At 39.7% G+C, this 19,022-nt stretch carries 15 protein-coding genes and 1 other RNA gene; 9 read left to right on the top strand and 7 right to left on the bottom strand.

The genetic code is table 11. The annotated features are described in order from the left end of the window. The first annotated feature begins 564 nt into the window (after window positions 1-564). Window positions 565-1,872 carry an MFS transporter gene (locus tag PVV60_RS02585; RefSeq protein ID WP_273722920.1) on the top strand — a complete coding sequence of 436 codons (1,308 nt, stop codon included), beginning with the start codon at window positions 565-567 and terminating at the stop codon, window positions 1,870-1,872. Between the two features lie 69 nt (window positions 1,873-1,941). On the opposite strand, the gene PVV60_RS02580 is transcribed toward PVV60_RS02585, so the two are convergent. Beyond that, complete coding sequence (locus PVV60_RS02580; protein WP_273722918.1) at window positions 1,942-2,247, bottom strand: DUF2853 family protein; 306 nt, start codon at window positions 2,245-2,247, stop codon at window positions 1,942-1,944. Between the two features lie 97 nt (window positions 2,248-2,344). Here PVV60_RS02580 and ssrA point away from each other — a divergent pair. From ssrA to PVV60_RS02555, 5 genes are all read left to right on the top strand, one after another. Beyond that, window positions 2,345-2,701, top strand: a transfer-messenger RNA (tmRNA) gene (ssrA, locus tag PVV60_RS02575). A gap of 182 nt (window positions 2,702-2,883) precedes the next feature. Continuing rightward, window positions 2,884-3,429 (top strand): SspB family protein, encoded by a 546-nt coding sequence (locus PVV60_RS02570; RefSeq protein WP_273722917.1) that lies wholly within the window; start codon window positions 2,884-2,886, stop codon window positions 3,427-3,429. Window positions 3,430-3,437: 8 nt separating this feature from the next. Then, window positions 3,438-3,620 (top strand): DUF4169 family protein, encoded by a 183-nt coding sequence (locus PVV60_RS02565; protein WP_273722915.1) that lies wholly within the window; start codon window positions 3,438-3,440, stop codon window positions 3,618-3,620. Window positions 3,621-3,630: 10 nt separating this feature from the next. Further along, window positions 3,631-3,882 (top strand): ribbon-helix-helix domain-containing protein, encoded by a 252-nt coding sequence (locus PVV60_RS02560; protein WP_273722914.1) that lies wholly within the window; start codon window positions 3,631-3,633, stop codon window positions 3,880-3,882. 122 nt (window positions 3,883-4,004) lie between these two features. After that, window positions 4,005-6,344, top strand: a complete 2,340-nt coding sequence (locus PVV60_RS02555) for an ATP-dependent helicase (protein WP_273722913.1) — start codon at window positions 4,005-4,007, stop codon at window positions 6,342-6,344. Between the two features lie 56 nt (window positions 6,345-6,400). Here PVV60_RS02555 and PVV60_RS02550 read toward each other — a convergent pair whose 3' ends face one another. Next, window positions 6,401-7,030: a DapH/DapD/GlmU-related protein gene (locus PVV60_RS02550; protein WP_273722912.1), complete on the bottom strand. Its 630-nt coding sequence runs from the start codon at window positions 7,028-7,030 to the stop codon at window positions 6,401-6,403. Between the two features lie 136 nt (window positions 7,031-7,166). Here PVV60_RS02550 and PVV60_RS02545 point away from each other — a divergent pair, with 136 nt between their 5' ends. The 3 genes from PVV60_RS02545 to PVV60_RS02535 are packed head-to-tail and all read left to right on the top strand — an operon-like array spanning window position 7,167 to window position 10,499. Then, complete coding sequence (locus tag PVV60_RS02545) at window positions 7,167-7,748, top strand: SCO family protein (protein WP_273722911.1); 582 nt, start codon at window positions 7,167-7,169, stop codon at window positions 7,746-7,748. Window positions 7,749-7,775: 27 nt separating this feature from the next. Beyond that, on the top strand, window positions 7,776-8,645 hold the full coding sequence (locus tag PVV60_RS02540; RefSeq protein ID WP_273722910.1) for a 50S ribosomal protein L11 methyltransferase: 870 nt from the start codon (window positions 7,776-7,778) through the stop codon (window positions 8,643-8,645). 27 nt (window positions 8,646-8,672) lie between these two features. Further along, window positions 8,673-10,499, top strand: a complete 1,827-nt coding sequence (locus tag PVV60_RS02535; protein WP_273722909.1) for an aminopeptidase P family protein — start codon at window positions 8,673-8,675, stop codon at window positions 10,497-10,499. A 606-nt stretch (window positions 10,500-11,105) separates the two neighbouring features. Here the strand turns inward: PVV60_RS02535 and ligA are convergent. The 5 genes from ligA to ftsZ form a co-directional block, all read right to left on the bottom strand. Then, window positions 11,106-13,265, bottom strand: coding sequence for an NAD-dependent DNA ligase LigA (ligA, locus tag PVV60_RS02530; RefSeq protein ID WP_273722906.1), 2,160 nt, complete (start codon window positions 13,263-13,265; stop codon window positions 11,106-11,108). A gap of 110 nt (window positions 13,266-13,375) precedes the next feature. Next, the gene (gene recN, locus PVV60_RS02525) at window positions 13,376-15,037 is read right to left on the bottom strand and encodes a DNA repair protein RecN (RefSeq protein WP_273722904.1); all 1,662 of its coding nucleotides are present in this window, start codon (window positions 15,035-15,037) and stop codon (window positions 13,376-13,378) included. A gap of 6 nt (window positions 15,038-15,043) precedes the next feature. Continuing rightward, entirely contained in the window at window positions 15,044-15,937 is an 894-nt protein-coding gene (locus tag PVV60_RS02520; protein ID WP_273722902.1) for an outer membrane protein assembly factor BamD, read from the bottom strand. Window positions 15,938-16,095: 158 nt separating this feature from the next. Then, complete coding sequence (gene lpxC / locus PVV60_RS02515) at window positions 16,096-16,980, bottom strand: UDP-3-O-acyl-N-acetylglucosamine deacetylase (protein ID WP_273722901.1); 885 nt, start codon at window positions 16,978-16,980, stop codon at window positions 16,096-16,098. 213 nt (window positions 16,981-17,193) lie between these two features. Continuing rightward, window positions 17,194-18,966, bottom strand: coding sequence for a cell division protein FtsZ (ftsZ, locus tag PVV60_RS02510; protein ID WP_273722900.1), 1,773 nt, complete (start codon window positions 18,964-18,966; stop codon window positions 17,194-17,196). Between the last annotated feature and the right edge of the window lie 56 nt (window positions 18,967-19,022).

Genomic DNA, 19,022 nt, shown 5'->3' with positions numbered 1-19,022 from the left:
AAACACCATTATATTATGAATTCGCACGCTTTTTTGAGAAACATTTTTCAATGCACTCAACTCCATTTCACAACGGCACCCGCGAATGACATAACGTAAAAGCCCCGTAAAGTATAAATATGTGCACACCCTCTTTACACTTAATAAAAGTGCAAGTCGCTATCATTATACTATTGACGAGCTCTTAATATTCCATTCTTCCTTGCTACTTAAAATCGTTCATAAAAAGCATTTTTACGCACACGCCAACCTCGCATGTAATAGTCAATCACACCATTTTACAAAACAACATCAAGCATATAAACTAAAGAGTATCATATCTTCATAATATGCAAATAATTCACAATCAAACAAAAAACAATACTTTCTTAAAGATAGTCAAAAGCGTATGATTTACGCAATATAACAACACCATGAACCCAAAACAGCATTGATAGCTCTAGAAAAAATCTTTACAATGATGTTCCCCTAAAAAATTATCATGATACAATGGCGTTTTTATAACGCACATCGTAAATAGCTTTAAAGAGAAGAAAAGTTATAGATCTAAAAGGGGAATACTTCATGAATAACCAAACAATTTTAGATCCACATGATACAAAGAAACGTGTTTTTGCTATCATATCCAGCGCATCAGGAAATCTGGTAGAATGGTACGACTTTTATGCTTACTCCTTTGCATCGGTTTATTTTGCATCACAATTCTTTCCCTCCGGTGGTGACACAATTACTCCACTGTTAAAAACCGCGGGTGTCTTTTTTATTGGCTTTCTTATGCGCCCTATTGGAGCTTGGTTTTTAGGATTTGTCGCCGATCGTTATGGACGTAAACGCTCGATGCTTATATCCATTTTTATGATGTGTGGTGGCTCTTTTTTCATCGCCATACTTCCCACCTATGAAACCTTAGGAATAACATCAGCAATCCTTTTACTCTTAGCTCGGATGATGCAAGGACTTTCAGCGGGGGGTGAATATGGTACAGCAGCCACTTATATGAGCGAAGTTGCCCTCAAAAAACATCGTGGGCTTTTTGCTTCTTTCCAATCTGCCACCCTTATTACAGGTCAACTTCTTGCCAGCTTCATTATATTTATTCTAGCATCTTATCTCTCTGAAGATCAGTTAAAAGCATGGGGATGGCGCATTCCTTTTGTAATTGGTGGATTCGGGGCAGTGATTGCAATTTATCTACGTCGTTCTCTCCACGAAACAACCACGAAAGAAAGCCGCTCTCACAAACACTCTGGCAGTCTTAAGGAACTTCTCACCAAGCATACAAAAGCCGTTGTCGTAATTGCATGCTTTGCATCAGGAGGATCACTCACATTTTACACCTTTACGACTTATATGCAAAAATATCTGATCACAACCACCGGCTTTGATAAACAGACCGCAACAACGATTATGACGGCTGTACTCTTTATTTTCATCCTATTCCAACCCATAGCGGGTATCATAGCCGATAAAATTGGCACAAAAACTTTACTTATCATTTGGAGTATACTCTCTGCCATCTTTACATTTCCTGGACTCTGGATAATCGGTAATACGCATAGTATATGGGTTGCCTTATCCGTCATTATTGGCTTGCTGTTCATTATGAGCATGTATACATCCATCTCTGGTGTCGTAAAATCAGCAATGTTTCCCTCTTCAATACGCGCATTAGGCGTTAGCATCTCTCATGCCATTGGTAACGCCTTATTTGGTGGTTCTGCTGAATACGTTGCACTTGGATTAAAAAAGTACGGTCATGAATCACTCTTTTATTTTTATATAACCGTTGTGATGATCATGGCATTCATTGCTCTTCTCTTTGTCCCGAGTATGCGTAAAGGGGGATACCTCCAAGAGGATGAAAAACATTAAACCTTTTTATCAACGAAAAAGCCCAAGAAATTGGGCTTTTTTTTATCATTATCACAAATTTAATATTGTTTAAATTTTATGAAGTGCATTAAGCTGCTTAGCAACCAGATAATAAAAAGTCATACGACTTTTTCTACGCTCTCCAGACATCATCTCAGCCACTTTTGAAACAGCCATTTTTGCACTCTTCTCATCAGCTTCTAAAACATCTTGAACCCATTTTTCAACACGTTCTAACTCTTTTGGATCCGATGTAGCAACAAGCGCCGCATCCTGCTTGTTCATCACCAAAGCTAAACGACGGCTAAGTCGTTCTACTGCTGCTTCATCGGGATTTAAATCATATAGTTTAATATCTGCTAAATTATTTGTCATTTTGCATCATCTCCTCTCCAAAAATGAGCGGACTATACTTTACAGCCGCATCATATAGCTCCATAAATAATTAGAGGATTAAAAATATTAACAACCCCCCCTTTTCTAAAGACCGTTCTTCATCTATATTTAGAAGGCTGGTTTACCAGCTATGGTAATAAATGGACGGTGAAATAAACCTATTGGACCCGGGGGCGGTACCCGGCGCCTCCACCAAAATATAAGAAACCAACATTATATTTTGGTGGGGGCGAAATAGGATCGACAAGGGTGTAAAGATCGCTCTTTTACTCGGCATTGTACCACCGTTATCGGGCTAAATGAGTAGTTGCAAATGACAACTATGCGGAAGCACGTCTCGCTGCTTGATGCAGTGTGAATGTTTCAAACTAAGTCTTAAACCGTCGCAGGTTTAAGCGGGGTTCGGAGGCACCTGGCAACAGAAGCCTTCACTTTTTTTAAATGTTATTGATTGATCTTTCAGACATTATCAGACATTATTTACCATAGATTTTCGTATTTTTTCGATTTATTGAGGTGCATCGTAGACAAAACACTGTTAATTTTAAAATATATTCTATCACACAATATCAATACACCCCATTCTGCTACGTGAAATAAAAGGAATAAACTTCGATGGTTAAAGATCAAATCCGTTACGATATTCTCGTTCAGGATGCGCTTCGTGGAGTTATCCGTAAAGTTTTATCGGAAGTTAGCAAAGCAGGTCTTCCGGGAAATCATCATTTTTTTATAACTTTTTTGACAAATGTCCCAGACGTTAAAATTTCTTCTCGGCTAAAAAATCGCTATCCCGAGCAAATGACAATCGTCTTACAACATCAGTTTAGAGATCTCAGTGTTTCAGAAACAGCTTTCGAAGTAACCCTCTCCTTCAGGGAAATAACCGAAAAGCTTGTGATTCCTTTTACTTCCATTCAAGTCTTTTATGATCCTGTAGCAGCATTTGAAGCAGCATTTGATCTACCCTCAAATCTTACCTCTGGAGAAAGTGAAAATTCAGAAAATACCTCAACTACGCCCATTAGCTTATCAAACACACAAAAAAAAGAAAATACGCTTACAAAAGAACAAAATCTCAGTACAAATAAAGAATCTTCAAATAACGATGCCAAACAAAGTGCTGATGTTGTCTCTTTAGATTCCTTTCGAAAAAAATAATTTTTCTCATGACTGAATTGATTAACCTTCGCCAGTTTCGAAAACAAAAAAAACGTACAGAAAAATCTCTTTGTGCTGAGCAAAATCGTTATCGTTTTGGACGAACAAAAACTGAAAAAAATTTTGAGCAACAAAAGTCTTTAAAAACGCAAAAATTTCTTGATCAAAATCGTTTACAAAATGATGAATAAAGGTAGAAAAATGCACGAAAATAATTCTATCGATTGGTCAAAAGTCATTCCACGAAAGATATCTGTTCGCGTTGATGGACACACAACAAGCGTCTCTTTAGAACCGCCATTTTTAGATATTCTAAAAGATATAGCCCGCAAAAAAGGACAGTCTTTAGCCTTTATTATCACTGATATTGATAGCAAAAGACCACAACAAGTCAATCTTTCGGCTTCGTTACGCGTTTATGCCCTTCAAAGCGTTCTCACTCAACGCCTTTAATGTTTGTGCTTATTTTTTTACGTTCTCTTTCTGTTTATTCAACTGAAGCTGTTGTGACTTTTTTAAGAGAAGTTTTTTTTAATCTAGAACTTCAATAAAAAAAGGACTACAAAAGAGATATAATGAGTAATTTTTCTGATCACAACATACCTTTCTTTGAAGAAGATACCCCTCCAGACCATGATAAGAAGAGCTCTGGTTCTTTCTCCCATACTCTACAAGAACAAAAATCATATAACACAGATTATTTAGAACAACTCAATCCAGAACAGCAACAAGCTGTTATGAATACTGAGGGGACTCTTTTAGTTCTTGCAGGCGCTGGTACAGGAAAAACGCGCGTTCTAACAACCCGTATTTCTCACATTGTATGCTCTGGGCTTGCCTCTCCTCAGCAAATACTTGCTGTCACTTTCACCAACAAAGCAGCACGTGAAATGAAAATGCGTATTGGTGAACTTATTGGAGGAGTTGTTGAAGGTATGCCTTGGCTTGGAACTTTTCATTCCACTGGTGCTAAAATTTTACGCCGTCACGCAGAACTTGTTGGTTTAAAAAGAAACTTTACAATTCTTGATCGCGATGATGTTCTTCGACTTTTAAAACAGCTTATTCAAGCTGAGGGACTAGACGATAAGCGTTGGCCCGCACGAAACCTTGCCATGATGATTGATTCTTGGAAAAATCAAGGACTTTCACCAACACATATCTCAAAAAGTGATGCTCATTCCTTTGGCAACGGCATGGGACGCGAACTTTATCACAGTTATCAAAATCGATTAAAAGATCTTAATGCTTGTGATTTTGGCGATCTTCTTCTTCATTCTATTTCTATCTTCCAACATAATCCAGATATTCTTCGCGAATATCATTCTCAATTTCGTTATATTCTTGTAGATGAATATCAAGATACAAATACAGCACAATATCTTTGGCTTCGCCTTTTGGCACAACATCCTCAAGGTCAACATGTTAATCTTTGTTGTGTTGGCGATGATGATCAATCCATTTATGGATGGCGTGGTGCCAAAGTCGAGAACATATTACGTTTTGAAAAAGATTTTCCTTCTGCTAAAATTGTTCGTCTAGAACGCAATTATCGCTCAACATCCCATATTCTTAAAACCGCCTCCCATCTCATTGCTCATAATGAAGAAAGACTGGGAAAAGTTCTTTTTTCTGCTCAAATAAAGAGTGAGGAAGAAAAGGTAAAAATTCATTCAGCATGGGATTCGGCAGAAGAAGCACGAGCGATCGGAGAAGAAATCGAACGCGCACAACAAACCGGTCATGCATTAAATCATATGGCTATATTAGTACGTGCATCATTTCAAATGCGTGAATTTGAAGATCGCTTTGTAACGCTTGGTCTTAACTACCGTGTCATTGGTGGTCCTCGTTTTTATGAACGAATGGAAATACGTGATGCTATGGCTTATTTACGCGTTGTTGTCCAACCTGCTGATGATTTAGCTTTTGAGCGTGTTATTAATACACCAAAACGCGGCATAGGAGATGCAACCCTGCGCATTCTTTATGAGAGTGCGCGTGCACGTGCTGTTCCTCTCTTTTCTGCTGCCGCTAACATCATTGAAACAGATGAATTAAAGCCTAAGGCACGCAGTGCGTTACGAAGCCTTATTGAAAAATTCCGCCGCTGGCAAAATATGCTTCAAGACACTCCTCATAGAGAACTTGCCGAGATTATCCTTGATGATTCTGGTTACACAACCATGTGGTTAGAAGATCGCTCACCAGAGGCTCCTACACGACTAGAAAATCTTAAAGAAATGATCCGTTCCATGGAACAATTTGAAAATCTTCAAAGTTTTTTGGAACACGTTGCACTGGTTATGGACGCTGAAAACAATGAAAATACCGATGCAGTCAACATCATGACACTTCATTCAGCCAAAGGCCTTGAATTTGAAACAGTTTTTCTTCCAGGTTGGGAAGAAGGACTTTTTCCCCACCAGCGCTCATTAGATGAAGGTGGACGTTCGGGATTAGAAGAAGAACGGCGTCTTGCTTATGTTGGACTCACAAGAGCAAAAAAAAACCTGCATATATGGTTTGTATCTAATCGAAGAATTCATGGACTTTGGCAATCTACTCTTCCCTCCCGTTTCCTAGATGAATTACCAGCAGAACATATAGAAGTTGCAGAAACGGAAACATCTTATGGCGGTTATGGAAAATCTTCTTTTCAATATCATGATTTCTTTTATAATGACTATACAACACCAAGACAAAAGCGTGCACAAAAAAACAAGACGATTGAAGGGAAAATTATCGCTCAATCAATCTCTCATGAATCATCAAATTTTTCTATCAATGATCGGATTTTTCACATAAAATTTGGTTATGGTCATATTACCGCAATAGACGATCATAAATTGACAATAATGTTTGAAAAAGCCGGAGAAAAGCGTGTACTGGATAATTTTGTAAACAAAGCTTAACTAAAAGCAAACCACGATCCGTTTTTTCAAGAGACCATTTTGTTTTATTTTGACTATCATTTCCATTTGCGAATAAAGACTTCAATGGGTAAATTTTGCATATCAGGCAATGCGTCGTAAATTTTATCAAGTGGCCAATCCCACCAAGCCATCTCCAAAAGGCATTCTATGACATGATTGGGAAAACGCATCCGCAAGCGTTTAGCAGGAACACCAGCGACAACCGCATAAGGCATAACATCTTTCGTTAGAACAGCGTTAGCACCAATAATTGCTCCATGTCCAACTGTCACCCCAGGCATAATAACCGCACCATATCCAATCCACACATCATGCCCAATAATAACGCGTTTTGCACAACGCCTTTCACGAAAAGAACGATCAAGTGCCATATAACGAAAATATTCGTTTGGACGATAGGTTATTTTATGCGTTGAAACACGCTCCATGGGATGCTCCAACGCATTCATCCGTACATGAGATGCAATAGAACAAAAACGCCCAATATCGCTATAAATAGCCTCACTATTACGTTTTAAATAAGAAAAATCTCCAACGGTTACATCCCGTAAAATCACCCGCTCATTAATTTCCACATAGCGTCCTAATTTACAACCATGCAGCCGTGCTGTCGTATGGATACGAGGCTCACTTTCATGAAACCGAAGATCATTCTCAATATTCATGCATCTTTCACCAATGTTTCATCAATAGATATAGAAAGACATACCAATCAAGCCAATAAAATCAACCATGAAACAGAGATTGCAAAACAAACCTGCCAATGTTAAAATTTCCTGATCTATCTAAGAGAGTCAAACTATGAAAAATGTAATACGCATCTTGGGGCTGACAATCATATTCCTTACAGGTATTTTTATTTATGATGCGCTGACAAATAAGCCTTTAGGTGATAATTTTACACTTACTGATTCTAATGGAAAAAATATTACTGAGGCTGATATTCGAAGCAAGCCTTCAATAATTTTTTTCGGCTTTACTATGTGTCCTGAAATCTGCCCTACCACACTGATGAATCTTGATCGGTGGCTTACAGCCCTTGGATCCAATACCGATAAATTAGGTATATGGTTTGTTACTGTTGACCCCGAACGGGATACACCAGAAGTACTCCATGAATATCTCAGTAATTTTAATAATAAAATCATTGGTATCAGTGGGGATCCTGATAAAGTTCACAAAATGGTCAATTCCTTTAACATCGTTGCTGAAAAAGTCCCTGGAACAGATGGAAACTATACATATAACCATACAGCCGCAATTTTTTTACTTAAAAAAGGTGGAAAATTAGCTGGCGTTATCCGTTATGACAAGAAAGAAAGCGATAGCGAATTAAAAGATGAAATCGCCATTGAACGGTTAAAAAAACTCATCTTAAACTAAAAAAAGCCGATCAAAAGAAAGAACAGCATGTCACAACAAATTCGCCTCTATTATACTGCTTCTAAAAATGAAGCAGAACGGTTCTATACCCTTATAGACACAGCCTTTGACGAAGAAGGCTATCCTCTTGCTCTTACAGAGATAGATGAACAAAATGCTGTATATGAACTTTCACTCTATGTAGACCAAGAAAACTACGAGCATATTTCGAAACGTTTTGCTCAAATCCTTTCTATAGATTTTGATAAAATTAATATGGAAGTTTTACCCAACATTGATTGGGTACAAAAAAGCCTAGAAGGACTAAAACCTGTGCAAGCCGGTCCTTTTTTCCTTCATGGAAGTCATAATAGAAGCGATATTCCAGCCAATGTTCTTCCTATTGAAATTGAAGCTAATCAAGCTTTTGGCACCGGACATCATGGAACAACAGCCGGTTGTTTAGAAATGATTGCAAAAGTCATGAAACACGAAAATCCAAAAAATGCCCTTGATCTTGGTACTGGGAGCGGTGTACTAGCCATTGGCATAGCAATGCTCCAACCAATTACTGTGCTTGCATCCGATATTGACCCAATTGCTGTTCAAGTGGCACAACACAATATCGAATTCAATGGTGTCAAGGAATATGTTACAGCTATTACAGCAACAGATTTTGCCCATGATGCAATTGCATCACGAGCCCCTTTTGATCTCATTGTTGCCAATATCCTCGCCAATCCTCTTATCGAGCTTGCACAAGAAGTGGTAAAAGCACTTCAAAAAGGGGGATCACTTATACTCTCTGGAATTCTTGAAGAACAACATTCAGATGTTTTAAAGGCTTATGTAAAACAAGGGCTAAAACATATCGAAACATACCACCGGCAAGGATGGGTTACGATACATCTGAAATAAAATAAAATAAAATAAAAGGACGTCGTTATGTATCAATCTTTTGAGGCGACAACAAATCCTGCTTATGCTCTAAAGCGCATTGCCTCTCTTCGTAAAGAACTAGATCGTCTTGGACTCGATGGTTTTCTTGTTCCGCGGTGCGATGAACACCAAGGAGAGTATGTCCCTCCTCATGCTCAACGCCTTAGCTGGCTAACCGGCTTTACTGGATCAGCTGGGATTGCACTGATTTTAAAAAACAAAGCCATTATATTTACAGATGGGCGATATAAGCTCCAAGTTCGCCAACAAACTGATCCTGATATTTTTGATTATGAAGATCTCATAACTTGCCCTCCCTCACAATGGCTTGAAAAAAATGGTCAAAAACTTTCTATTGGCTTTGATCCATGGCTCCACACGATTGCCGCTACAGCAACGTTGAAAAAATCTTTAGAGATAGAATCCGGTGGAAAACTTGTAGCCGTTCAACATAATCCCATTGATCAGCTCTGGCATGATCAGCCACCATTTCCACAGTCTGCCTTATCAATTCACCCTCTCAAATATGCTGGGTGCGATACAGATGAAAAACTCGCTTTGATTTACAAAGATATACAGAAAACTCATGCAAATGCCTTTATTTTTACAGATCCCTCCTCTATTGCATGGATATTCAATATACGGGGCAGTGATGTTTCCAATACACCTTTTATCTTGTGTTTTGCTCTCATTCCACTTAACGAAACACCAGCCTTATTCATTAGTAGCAAAAAACTTAGTGTAGAACAGAAACAATATCTGGAACGTTATGCAAAATTATATGAACCAGAACAGCTTATTCCAAAGATCAAAGAGTATGTTCAAAAAGGGACAGTGTTTGCCTTAGATCCACAGCTAACATGCGAAAAATTACGAACTGTTATTGAAGAAAACAATAGCTCTTTCATCACACTTACCGATCCTGCTGCTCTACCACGTGCCATTAAAAATGACACAGAACTCAATGGCGCACGCAAAGCACATCTACGCGATGGTGTTGCCTTAACCCGTTTTTTTTCTTGGTTAGATAAACAAATACCAGGGTCAATAAGTGAAATTTCTGCTGCTCAAAAATTAGAAGAATTTCGCATAAACACAGCAAAAAAAATGGGAGAAGAACTTAAAGATCTTTCTTTTGATACAATTTCGGCAGCAGGTGCAAATGGTGCCATTATTCATTATCGTGTAACGACACAAACAAGTAAACAACTCAATGCTGGTGAACTTTATCTTGTTGATTCAGGTGGACAATATCGTGATGGCACCACAGATGTGACACGTACAATAGCAATTGGAAATATTGGAGAGGAAGAAAAGCGCTGTTTTACTCTTGTTCTCAAAGGCATGATTGCTCTTTCAACCGCACAATTTCCAAAAGGCACACGTGGACAAGACATTGATAGTCTAGCACGCATCGCCTTATGGAAAGCTGGTTTTGATTATGCTCATGGTACCGGTCATGGTGTTGGGTCTTATCTTTCTGTTCATGAAGGGCCACAAAATATTTCTCGCAAAGGATGCCAAGAACTCATCTCCGGTATGATTCTTTCAAACGAACCAGGATATTATCGCGAAGGTGCTTTTGGTATCCGTCTTGAAAATTTGATAATGGTAAAGCCAGCACAAAAAATTGATGGCGGAGATATAGAAATGCTTTCGTTTGAAACGCTTACACTTTGCCCTATTGATCAAAAACTCATTCTTCCAGAGCTTTTGACACAAGAAGAACGACAATGGCTCAATGATTACCATGCGCGCGTTTATCAGATGAATGCACCTTACTTAAATGAAGAAGATAAAAAATGGGCAAAAGAGGCAACAATGCCCCTTTAAATGAAGAAACACAAATATCTTCCAACGCTTCTTACAAAAACACCACACCCTTCTCTTTTAAAGAGAGAAATGTGTATTTACCATCAACAAACACAAAAAATGCTTCTATAAAATACTTCAAGTTTTTTACCGATACAACAAAAGCTCTTCCCAAACTGAAACAGGACGGGATACACTTGTAAAAGATAACGCTTATCAACTATCCTCCACCCCATCTTCACATGAGTTATAACCTTATTCCACTATATAGAAATTTTCATTATATTTTGTAATCCTCCGCGTCGCATTTCTAAAGCACCTATTATAACCAGCTTATTACGCCGTATAGATTCAAAAATTTTGCATATTTATTTATAATTTTTACCTTGCTTCACAGTGATAACGTATATCTTTTACTAATAATAACCTTGTATATTCTTCATCATAGTAGTTTAAGTTTAATATTTAATTTCAAAGTTTTTCCAATAAATTAATAAATATAAAAGTATATAGCGCTCTATTTTTGCAAAAAAAACAGCCCCTAATATCCCCCTTTTTGATTCCACCCCCAAAAATGTAAGAGAGATAATCATACAAACAGTATACGCATCTCCTAGAAAACGCCCTCTAAACATTATGTTTCTCAATCAACTGTAGCCAAGCCTCTTCATCGATAACCTCAACACCTAATTCTTCAGCTTTAGCCAATTTGGAACCCGCTCCAGGTCCTGCAACAAGAAGATCTGTTTTTTTAGAAAGTGAACCAGATGTTTTGGCCCCTAATCGCTCTGCTAATGCTTTTGCTTCATCGCGTGACATATGCGCCAAAGTTCCTGTAAAAACAATTGTCTTCTCCGCTATTGGGGAAGAAGCTGTCGTGATAGGCTCCTCATCAAGAGGAGTTACTTCTTCAAGTAAAACAGACAAAACCTCACGATTATGCGCTTCTTGATAAAAATCAACAATTGCGCTCCCTACCTGTGGTCCAATTCCTTCGATATTGGTAAGCTCCATCCAAGCTTCATTGCCTTTTTCATTTTCCTTATCACATGGCATAAGTGCTCCCATAGCCGCAGTTTCAAAAGCTGTATAATTTTTATAAGTACGCGCAAGACGGCGTGCATTCACCTCTCCAACATGACGAATCCCCAATGCAAACAAAAAACGGCTTAAAGGAATTTCGCGACGTGCATTAATGGCATCATACAGTTTCCGCACTGAAACACTACCAAAACCTTCTATATTTTCTAAACGTATCAAAGATTTTTCTTGGCGACGTTCTAAAGTAAAAATATCAGCGGGTGTATGAATACAAAGCGCTTCATCTTGAGCATAGAAAAAAAACTCTACCTGTTTTTTACCCAAGCCCTCAATATCAAAAGCATTGCGTGAAACAAAATGACGAATACGCTCAATCGCCTGTGCAGGACAAATAAGGCCCCCTGTACAGCGACGCACGGCTTCTCCCACTTCACGAACAGCATGACTCCCACAAGCTGGACACAAATGAGGAAAAATAAAGCCAGCAGCATCTTTCGGGCGTTTTTCAATAATAACATCAATAACTTGAGGGATCACATCACCAGCACGTTGTACAATCACGCTATCGCCTACACGGATGTCACGTCCTTCACGAATAGGCTCTCCTTTATGACCAATTCCCTTAATATAATCCTCATTATGCAAACTAGCATTGGTCACCACCACTCCACCAACATTAATAGGCGTAAGACGTGCAACAGGTGTCAAAGCTCCCGTGCGACCAACTTGAATGTCAATATCTTTCAAAAGCGCTATCGCTTTTTCTGCTGGAAATTTATGCGCGATTGCCCAACGCGGCGAACGAGAAACAAACCCCAAGCGCTTTTGGAGCATCAAATCATTAACCTTATAAACAATGCCATCAATATCATAGCTTAAAGAATGACGGCATTCTTCGATATCGTGATAATAAGAAATAATTTCTTTTACTGTCTGAAAGACTTTTGTTAATGGATTGATAACAAAGCCATATTCTTTTAGCTTTTTCATCATCTCCATTTGACTTTCTGCCAATATTTCACTCACCTCACCACAAGCATAAGCAAAAAATTGAAGTTTTCTGCTAGCAGATATCCGTGAATCAAGCTGACGGAGTGAACCAGCCGCCGCATTTCGAGGATTGGCAAAGGTTAACTTGCCCTTCTCTTGTTGGCTGATATTCAGTGCTTGGAAATCCTCCCGCCCCATATAAACTTCACCACGCACCTCAATGATATCAGGAAAATCACCTTGCAAAACTTGTGGAATATCAGCAATTGTTCGGGCATTTGCCGTCACATTTTCACCGACAGTTCCATCCCCACGCGTTGCCGCCCCCACAAGCCGCCCCTTTTCGTAACGCAAAGACAAAGATAAACCATCAATTTTTGGCTCCGCTGTTATTTCTAACACTTGCGTTTCTGGAAGCCGTAAAAAACGACGAATACGCTCAACAAATTCAGTAACATCTTCAGAGCTAAACGCATTATCAAGTGAAAGCATAGGCTGTGCATGAACAGATTTTTCAAACTTTTCAGAAATTGGTGCCCCAATTTTATGTGAAGGAGAATCAACACGAATAAGCTCTGGAAAAAGAGCTTCTATTTCTGCATTACGGCGGCGCAAAGCATCATATTCTGCATCAGAAATTTCAGGCTGATCATCACGATTATAAAGCACATCATGACGTGCAATCTCTTTTGCCAACCACTCTAATTCACTTTCTGCTTCAACAGCTGTGAGATTTTTATCTGCATCTTTGTTCATAAAATCTATTCCAAATTACAAGCACTGCCCTAAGGATCTCCACGTCTCCTCATAAAGTGAATCTCAATAAATACAAGCTTTCCAGTATTTTTATCGTTGACGAATTACCTTTATGCTAAAAGCTTTTGAGCCGCTGCACGCGCTTCTTCAGTAATCTGTTCTCCTGCCAACATACGAGCAATTTCTTCTGCACGCTCATGCTCTTCCATTTTATGAATAGCCGTAACAAAGCGTCCTTTATCATGACTTTCAATTTTTGAAATAAGAAAATGACCACGCGCTTTCGATGCGACCTGTGGAGCATGCGTAATAGCGAAAACCTGAACATGTTCTGATAAGCGTTTCAACCGTTGCCCAATAGCCGCTGCAACAGCACCCCCAACGCCTGTATCAATTTCATCAAAGATCAACGTCGGTGCTGATCCTCGATCAGACAAAACAACTTTTAATGCCAACAAAAAACGTGACAATTCACCGCCAGAAGCCACACTAAGCATTGGTCCAGCACGTGTTCCAGGATTTGTTCGCACCCAATATTCAATACGATCACATCCCTCTGCACTCCGCTTTTCTATATCACTTTGCATTTCAACAATAAATTCAGCCCTCTCTAATTTCAGTGCTGGTAACTCAGTCATCACGCTTTCAGACAAGTTCTTTGCCACCTCTTGACGTTTTATTGACAACGCTTGCGCTAATGTATCATACTCTTTTTGTGCTTGTCTTGCCTCATCTTCAAAACGTGTCAATACAGTCTGAGCCTCTTCAAAAGCAGCGAGTTCAGCATCCATTTTATCACGTAACTGTACCAATTCATCCGCAGAAACTTGATATTTACGAGCAAAACCCCGAAGAGAAAAAAGACGCTCTTCTATCCTTTCCAATTCATCAGGTTCAAAATCTAATGCTCGTATTGCCGTCTCAATACCTTCTTGTGCTGTTGCAAGTGCATGCAATGCCTCATCAATAGATTTCACCACTGGTGCAATAAGCTCTTGTGCCTCAGGAATTTTTCGCTCCAAACGCCTCACCAAATTAGAAAGCACTGGGATTGGTGATTTTTGACCCGTTAAAAGATTATCCGCTTCTTTAATATCCGTCGCTATTTTTTCTAATTTAAGCATATCGGCACGGCGAAGAGAAAGAGCATCCTCTTCACCAACTTTAAAATCAAGCTTTTCAAGCTCTTCTACACACGCACGAAGATAATCAACCTCACGTACGGCGCTCTCTACTTTAAGACGCTGCCGTTGCAACCGTTCTTCAAATTCACGCCATGTGTGATAACACTGACGCAAATTTCCCACTTCATCCTCAAGACCACCAAAGGCATCTAATAACTGGCGATGTGTAGCAACATCAACAAGCGCACGATCATCATGTTGTCCATGGATTTCAACCAGCAAACGGCCAACACTCCGCATCAATGCAACACTAGACACCTGATCATTGATAAAAACACGGCTACGTCCATCGCTTGATTGCACACGTCGTAAAATAATATCACCCTCATCATCAAGACCATTCTCACGAATAAGTTGACGTGCAGGATGTGAAACAGACACATCAAAAACAGCTGTGACCTGCCCACGGTCCGCACCATGACGCACAAGCGAAGCATCACCCCGCCCCCCTAGAGCAAGTGATAAAGCATCAAGGAGAATAGACTTCCCCGCACCTGTTTCTCCAGTTAAAACCGTCAACCCCGCCGTAAAATGAATATCGAGCGTTTCGATCAAAACAATATTATGAATCGAAAGCTGTACTAGCATAGAAAATCAACGTACCCTCTTCTTATCACCACCTAAAGCATTTGAGATCCAAGAAGATTTATGCTCGCGTGGCGATATTTTATTCTTCTGCAAGAGATTATAAGAAAATTTATACCACTCACTTTTGGGATAATTACGTCCTAAAATAGCTGCTGCCGTCTGTGCTTCCGCCGTTAAGCCGAGAGCAAGATTAACCTCAGTCAAGCGGAAAAGTGCTTCCTCAATTTGATTTGTATCAGAATACTCTTCAACCACGGTACGAAACCGTCTGCTTGCCGCAAGGTAGCGCCGCCCCTCTTCATAATAACGGCCAATCTGCATTTCTTTGCCAGCCAGCTGTTCGCGCCCAAAACGTATCTTATCCTTAGCATCCTTAACATATTCAGAATTAGGATAACGCTCTATAAGGAGCTGCATAGCAGCAATAGCACGTTTCGTATCACGTTGATCACGCGTAACATCAGGAATCCGACGGAAAGAAGAAAGACCAATAATATAATACGCATAAGCCGAGTCAGTAGACCCTGGGTAAAGAGTAATATAGCGTTGAGCCATACTAATTGAATCATCATACTTTCCAAGTCGATAATTAGTAAAAGCACCCATGACCAAAGACTTACGCCCCCAGTCAGTATAAGCATACTGCTTTTCAATCTTCAGAAACTTCTTCGATGCATCCCCAAGCTTCCCACTCTCAAGGCTAGCAAGCGCCTGATTATATAAAACATCTGGTGGCTCTATTTTTAAAATATAAGCAGATGGATCAAGGGTATTTTTCTCTTTAAAGAGGCATCCCGCCAACATACAGGTGCTTCCCAAAAGCACCACCCCCAATATCTTGCGTACAATGTTAGATTTTCTATATGTCATATTTCCAATGCACACATGAGATTTTTTCATAGTTTTTCCGGCCTCCACAGAATATCACCTTGTAGCAAAAACAATTTATCAAAGCTTTTATACCATATCACTTTAAAATCCACATAACCAATTTAGCAGTTTAGGTCAATCATCCCCTTAAAAATCAAATAAACGATAAAAAAATCTTGTCAATTTTTTTACTCTTCCTCTAAAAAGTTTTTTTCGTAATATGATTCGTCTGCCAAAACAGCTTTCACCAATTGCGCATTAATTCTATGTCCACTACAATAAGAACGAAATAATCCAATAAAAGGCGCCCCAAGCAAAGCAGTATCACCAATCGCATCAAGCATCTTATGCCGAACACATTCATTCTCCCAATAAGGACCATCGGGATTTAAAATTTTATCATTAAGGTCGATAACAAGGGAATTTTCCAAAGAAGCGCCTCTCGCCTTTCCAGAAAGCCTTAATTTTTCCACGTCTTTGATAAAACCAAAAGTGCGCGCACGTGACAAATCATCTCTAAACCCTCGTGTGGTAAGATCAAAACTGAAATGTTGCTTACCAATAGCAGAAGAAGGAAAAGAGATCGTTATATCAAAACGACGTCCATCGAATGGCAAAAGCTCTGCAAAACCATGAGCTCCTTCAACCCGCAATGGCTTTTTTATAATGAAATAAGAACGCAACGCATTTTGCTGTACAATGCCAACATCCTCAAAAGCTTGGCAATATAGCCACGCTGAACCATCCAAAATAGGAATCTCATTATGTGACACTTCAATAACAAGATTATCCAAATTATAAGCAGCAATTGCTGCCATCAAATGTTCAATTGTTTCAACCCTTACATCTCCATCTCCAAGTACCGTTGATAATTCAGTTTCTCCTGTTTGCGATGCATGGGCTTGAAATATTTTCTCTGTTCCGCCTAATCCACAACGCTTAAAAACAATACCACAGCCAACATCCGCTGGACAAACCTTTACCACTGACAAACAGCCACTGTGAACGCCAATCCCCTTAAATGTTACTGCTTTTTTAAGAGTAGACTGATATTTTGGCATCAAATTCATCATATTATTTTATTGCATTGCGTTTACATCTTTTAACAAAATTTATAAAACTATAAAAAATATTCATAGTAAATAATAAAAAAAACCGCTTATTATAAGCGGTTTTTTAAAAACAAAGTATTTTATCCCAAAAACAGCAATATATTTTACTGCATAATTTTTGACTGAGCATCAAAGAGGTAATAAAATTGCTTACTTTGCCTCGTTTTTCATCAATTAATTTGCCTGACGACGTAAAAACGCTGGTATTTCCAACTGATCTTCTTCACTTATAAAAGTACGCTGATCTTGTGGTACCTGAGGGTGCAGCTCACCAGAACGACGTGGAACATAAACAGAAGCATCTTGAGAAAGCGCTTGAGAATTTTTATTGTAGACATGAGACTCTTGCTGCTGAGACGATCTAACAGCAGGCTCCAACCTCGCTTCTGGCTCTGCTTCTTCACGATGCGTCAAACTCTGTTTCAAACGCTGCCAAAGATTACGAGGACCTTGATCAGTCACAGATGTTCTGTGACTTTGCCCATGAGCAACAGGAGGAAAATCCTTTAACTCAGGCATACGCATTGGAGCCCGCGCTTGCATCTGTTGCATTTGTTTTGGTTGCACTGGCTTTTCTTTTTGCTTCACAACCCCTGTCATCTCATCAAGAACATGCGCTGTTGCTTCCATACTCACGGAAGCCGTCATAGCCTGTTGAAAACCGCGGCTTACTTGCATACGGGGCACATTTGATCTCTGTTCCTGAACAGCATTTGAACCATACGCAACAGCATTCGTTGCACTTCGTGTCGTCATTGCTTCTGCAGGATGTGCAAAAATTTGACTTTTGGGACGGAACTGTTCTCCGGTTGATTTGCCCTTCTCTATTTCAAGTGATTCGATCACTTCTACCATTGACTCAGAACGCAGGGGCGATGACTGAACATGAAAAGAACTGTGTGACGTTCCAGGATCGCTCTTACGTATTGGAGAAGCAGGCCTTTGAATCTGAGGATGAGAGGACTGCACCACATCACTAACTTCACGATCAATACCGGTGGCAACCACAGAAACACGAATAACGCCTTCCAATGACTCATCATCAATAGCACCAAAGATCACATTCGCATCAGCATCCACTTCTTCACGAATACGATTAGCAGCTTCATCAACCTCAAAGAGAGTCATATCACGACCACCCGTAATAGAAATCAGTAAACCACGCGCCCCACGCATAGAGGTATCATCCAACAATGGGTTTGCAATAGCAGCTTCAGCCGCAGCCAAAGCACGCCCATCACCAGATGCCTCACCCGTTCCCATCATAGCTCGACCCATTTCGTGCATAACAGAACGAACATCAGCAAAATCAAGGTTAATCAAACCCTCTTTAATCATCAAATCCGTAATGGAAGCAACACCAGAATAAAGCACTTGGTCAGCCATAGCAAAAGCATCAGCAAACGTTGTCTTATCATTTGCAATACGGAAAAGATTTTGATTGGGAATAACAATCAATGTATCGACAGACTTTTGTAATTCTTCAATACCAGCCTCTGCCGTTTTCATACGACGTGCACCTTCAAACTGAAAAGGCTTGGTCACAACACCAACAGTCAAAATACCTTTTTCACGCGCTGCGCGAGCAACAACAGGAGCAGCCCCTGTTCCAGTTCCTCCCCCCATACCAGCAGTAATGAAAACCATATGAGAGTCTGCAAGATGATCAATAATTTCATCAATACATTCCTCTGCCGCCGCTTGTCCAACTTCCGGTAAAGCACCAGCACCCAAACCCTCTGTCACAGCTGCCCCAAGTTGGATAACACGTTCAGCCTTTGACATAGCCAAAGCCTGTGCATCCGTATTTGCAACAACAAAATCAACTCCCTGAAGACCAGCATTTATCATATTATTCACGGCATTCCCGCCACCACCTCCAACACCAAAAACGGTAATGCGTGGCTTCAATTCCGCGATATCTGGCCGATGCAGATTAATCGTCATTTTCTTTTCCTTCTCATAAGACACCGCAAGCCAAAGCGATGAAATTTATCCAACTA

The organism is Bartonella sp. AU18XJBT (assembly GCF_028618595.1).
In the GTDB taxonomy this organism is placed as follows: Bacteria; Pseudomonadota; Alphaproteobacteria; order Rhizobiales; family Rhizobiaceae; genus Bartonella.
The sequence above is the reverse complement of the archived record's forward strand: the minus strand, read 5'-3'. Positions and strand labels throughout refer to the sequence as shown.